The 3,531-nt window shown below is 65.6% G+C and carries 7 protein-coding genes; 1 reads left to right on the forward strand and 6 read right to left on the reverse strand.

Going from position 1 to position 3,531, the window contains the following annotated elements:
* Nucleotides 1–139 precede the first annotated feature (139 nt).
* The 5 genes from ACWEJ6_RS54440 to ACWEJ6_RS54460 form a co-directional block, all read right to left on the reverse strand.
* Nucleotides 140–364, reverse strand: coding sequence for a hypothetical protein (locus ACWEJ6_RS54440; protein ID WP_452433620.1), 225 nt, complete (start codon nucleotides 362–364; stop codon nucleotides 140–142).
* Nucleotides 319–471, reverse strand: coding sequence for a DUF255 domain-containing protein (locus ACWEJ6_RS54445; protein ID WP_452433621.1), 153 nt, complete (start codon nucleotides 469–471; stop codon nucleotides 319–321). The genes ACWEJ6_RS54440 and ACWEJ6_RS54445 overlap by 46 nt, the downstream gene beginning before the upstream one ends.
* Nucleotides 472–495: 24 nt before the next feature.
* The gene (locus ACWEJ6_RS54450; protein ID WP_452433623.1) at nucleotides 496–762 is read right to left on the reverse strand and encodes a hypothetical protein; all 267 of its coding nucleotides are present in this window, start codon (nucleotides 760–762) and stop codon (nucleotides 496–498) included.
* Nucleotides 759–1,052, reverse strand: coding sequence for a hypothetical protein (locus tag ACWEJ6_RS54455; RefSeq protein WP_452433624.1), 294 nt, complete (start codon nucleotides 1,050–1,052; stop codon nucleotides 759–761). The genes ACWEJ6_RS54450 and ACWEJ6_RS54455 overlap by 4 nt, the downstream gene beginning before the upstream one ends.
* A 380-nt stretch (nucleotides 1,053–1,432) precedes the next feature.
* Nucleotides 1,433–2,347 (reverse strand): IS982 family transposase, encoded by a 915-nt coding sequence (locus ACWEJ6_RS54460; protein WP_452433626.1) that lies wholly within the window; start codon nucleotides 2,345–2,347, stop codon nucleotides 1,433–1,435.
* A gap of 199 nt (nucleotides 2,348–2,546) precedes the next feature.
* Between ACWEJ6_RS54460 and ACWEJ6_RS54465 the strand changes: the two genes are divergently transcribed.
* Nucleotides 2,547–3,005 carry a helix-turn-helix domain-containing protein gene (locus ACWEJ6_RS54465; RefSeq protein WP_452433629.1) on the forward strand — a complete coding sequence of 153 codons (459 nt, stop codon included), beginning with the start codon at nucleotides 2,547–2,549 and terminating at the stop codon, nucleotides 3,003–3,005.
* On the opposite strand, the gene ACWEJ6_RS54470 is transcribed toward ACWEJ6_RS54465, so the two are convergent.
* Nucleotides 2,953–3,531 (reverse strand): IS3 family transposase (locus tag ACWEJ6_RS54470; RefSeq protein WP_452433628.1); only part of this gene is annotated, 579 nt, incomplete at its 5' end. The two genes, ACWEJ6_RS54465 and ACWEJ6_RS54470, sit on opposite strands and share 53 nt — an antisense overlap.

The raw sequence follows: 3,531 nt of genomic DNA on the forward strand, positions 1-3,531 counted from the left end.
GATCGTCGACTGCTCGTCCAAGACGGCCTTGACGACCTCGTCCTTGAACTCCTCTGAATAGTTCTTCCCCGCCACGAACCCTTCCTTCCAGACCAATCAGCACCCCACTTGGCACCGTGTCCGGAAGATCAGGGGCACCTCACAGGACGGTCACTGCCTCGTCCGGGACAAGCCCCATCAGGTCGATGTCCAGGCTGGTGATCCACTGCGTCGTGTCGATCGGCCACTCCTTGCGGCCGGTCTGCCACAGATCCAGCACGCGACCCGCACGGTGGTGGGTCGGCTCGGTGTACGGGCTGCCCGTGGTCACCTCCCGGGTCAGGCGCACAAGCGCCGGGTCGCCCTCGGGTTCGTCGGCACCCACCGGACCACCTGCCGAGCGGTGGCCGTCGGTGACGGAGGCCACCAATCAACCGGGTTGTTGGCGTGCTGGAGGAGGTAGGGAGAGGTCTCTCTACCCAGCTTGTTCATGAGATCAGGCTCTCACACCGTCACTCAGAACAGGACGATGCGGGTAAGCAGCACCTGCTGATTCTCTCGGTCGATCCGATACTCGGCGATGCCGTATCCCTTGGGGATGAGGACCTCGCGCCAATCGGGATCGGCCCCGACCTGGTCACTGCCCGCGAGCCATGGGTCCTCGCAGATGGCAACGGTAAGTGCTGCCACAGTCGAGAACACTTCCGCCGAGACCGATGGGTCGGCGAGCGTGTCAGCCACAACCTCCGAAGGGATCACAGGCCATAGGTCGTCTTCGTTCACTGCACGCCGCGCTCCTGCCGTCGGCGTAGGACCTCGTCCATGGTGGTAGTGGGAAGGGTCCCGGCTTCGGCCGCCGCTCGAATGCGGTCACGATCGGGGTCGGTGTCGAGCATCGCGCGCCCCCACCAGACGTTGAGCACGCCATCCAGCTCCGGGCCCTGCTGGGCTTCGAGAAGTTCGGCGAAGAACTGCGCGCGGCGGCTGCCTCGCAGCGCGTTGGAGATGCCGCCGATCGTCCGTGGCACTCTGGGGTGGTCCGCTGTGACACCGTGGACAGGCTGAGCACTCATGCTGTTCAGAGTACGTCCTGATCCCAATTACTCGCAGGAATCTCCTGACACCAGGACAACGTCATCAAGTTCGGCGCTACTGGCGCTGATGGCGGAGCTGAACCCGGTCGACCACGCTCAGCACATGCGTGCCCGTCGAGCACGGTGGCTGTGCCCCGAACGCCCGGACAGGCGACGAACTGTCCGGGGCTCGCGCACGTACCCCAATTTGTTCGCCCTCGTCCGGCACGTCGTCTACGACCAGCGGCGATAGCCCCGAAACACCGTGCGTACAAGCTCATCATCATCAAGCACCACGCAGCACGGGTCACGGCATGATCCATCACCACCGAACCCGCGACAGAGCCGTTGTCTAGATGATTGATTCCAAGGGGTTGGGATCAGTGGTCGTAGGCGGTGAGTGAGTGGGCGGTGGGCTGGCCGGTCTTGTCGTTGTGCCAGATCACGGTGGTCAGGGCCAGGATGCGGGTGATCACGCGGATGGTGACGCCCGCGAAGGTGCGTCCGCCGTGGCGTTCGAGGTCGAGCTGGCCCTTGAGGGTCTGGTTGATCGACTCGATGGTCTGGCGCAAGGGTTTGAACAGGTGCGCGCCGGCTCGTGGGGGCTCGCCTTTGCGTGCCTTACGCAGCAGCCGGATACCTTCGGTGGCCAGGGCGTGCTCGAAGTCGCGGCCGTAGTACTGCATGTCGGCGATCAGGTCTTGGCCGCGGTGGCGGGCCAGCAGGTCGGGGTCGGTGGCGAGCATGCCGAGCAGGGTGGTGCGTTCGTCGGCCTTGGCGCCGGTCAGGGCGAAGGCGACGGGCAGGCCGCCCAGGGTGCACAGCAGGTGCAGGCGTAGCCCCCAGAAGAAGCGCGAGTGGGAGGGGCGGTAACCGTATTCGGCCCAGCCGGCCAGATCCGAGCGCTGAGCGGTCTGCCGGGAACGGCCGCACTCCACGGGGGTGGAGTCGGCCACCCACACATCGTCGCTCCACAGGCTGGTGTCCCGGCCAAGGATGCGGATGAGGTGCAGCACCAGGGCGGTGGCGGCGCGCAGGCGTTTGTTGTAGCCGGACTGGCCGGGCAGGTAGGGGAACAGGCCGGTCAGGTGGGCGCGGGCGTAGCGCAGCCAACGCCGCTCGGAGGTGAAGCCAAGCAGCGCCGACAACACCGCAAGTGTCACCAGCTCGGCGTCACTGAGCCGGGGCTGCAGGCCGGTCCGGGGTCGCTCGGGCGCCAGATCCGGAGAAGCGATCAGCTGATCGTCGATCTTCACATACAGTGCTGTCGCGAGGGTGTTCAGTTCTGTCGTCACAAACGGATCTTGGACGCCCTCGCTTCATGTCCGCAGCCGAACAGCCGATCTCCACCCCTTGGAATCAATCATCTAGTGGCCCGTCGCTGAACGTTGACCTGGTAATTGATCTCGGCTGGTGAACCCGTCAGGCTGGCTGCCTCAGGACCGTGGAGGTAGTCGTGGTCGTCCACCGGATGTGTTCGTCCGGCCCTTGTCGATGGAGGAGGGTCGGAGGATTCAGCGCATCACCCGGAGCGCGAAGGATCCCATCAAACTGCGCCGGGCGATTGTGGTGATGATGTCCGGGCAGGGCCAGAGCGTTGCGGACATCACCTCGTTGATGCAGGTCGGTGAGGATTACGTGCGTGATGTCATCCACGCCTTCAACGAGCGGGGGTTCGATGCGCTGGACCCAAAATGGAGCGGGGGCCGGCCGGCGGCGATCAGTGAGCGGGTGCGCGAGCACATCTGCCTGATCGCCCGGACGGTCCCCGCCGAGTGGGGTATCACCGGCCAGTCCACCTGGAGCCCGCGCACTTTGGCCGAACACCTCATCGCCCGCGGCGTGGTGGCCGCGCTCAGTCGCGAGCACGGGGCTTCCCCCATGAATGTGGACACCGATTTCAGGCGGCAGCCTTCAGGCTATCTGCCATCGCCTCGTAGGCGATCGGGCTGAGCTGGCCCAGGTGAGAGTGCCGCCGGACCGTGTTGTAGCGGGTGATCCAGCCGAACACGGCCAGGCGGGCGGTCCGGGCGTCGGGCCAGCGGCGCGCACCCTGAAGCGTCTCGCGTTTGAGGGACGCGTTGAACGATTCGGCAGCCGCGTTGTCGGCGCTGGTGCCAACCGCTCCACGCGAGCGGATGACCCCGAGCCGCCGACAGGCCCGCGCGAACTCCCGTGAGCAATATTGCGCCCCGTTGTCGCTGTGGAAGACCACTCCGTCCAGACGTCCACCCCGGGTATGGGCCGCGGCCTGCAGCGCATCAACGACGAGCTCGGTCCGCATGTGATCGGCGATGGACCAGCCCGCCAGCCGACGCGAGTACAGATCCACCACCGTGGCCAGATACAGGAAGTGGCCGCCAGCGACGGGCAGATACGTGATATCGGTGTGCCACGAACGTTGGAAGAGAGGTGCGGAATGTAGGTAGGTGCCTCTTGGAATGCGGTGCTGCGCGAATGATGAAGGTAGGCCCTTCGG

Source organism: Nonomuraea sp. NPDC004702, from assembly GCF_053601695.1.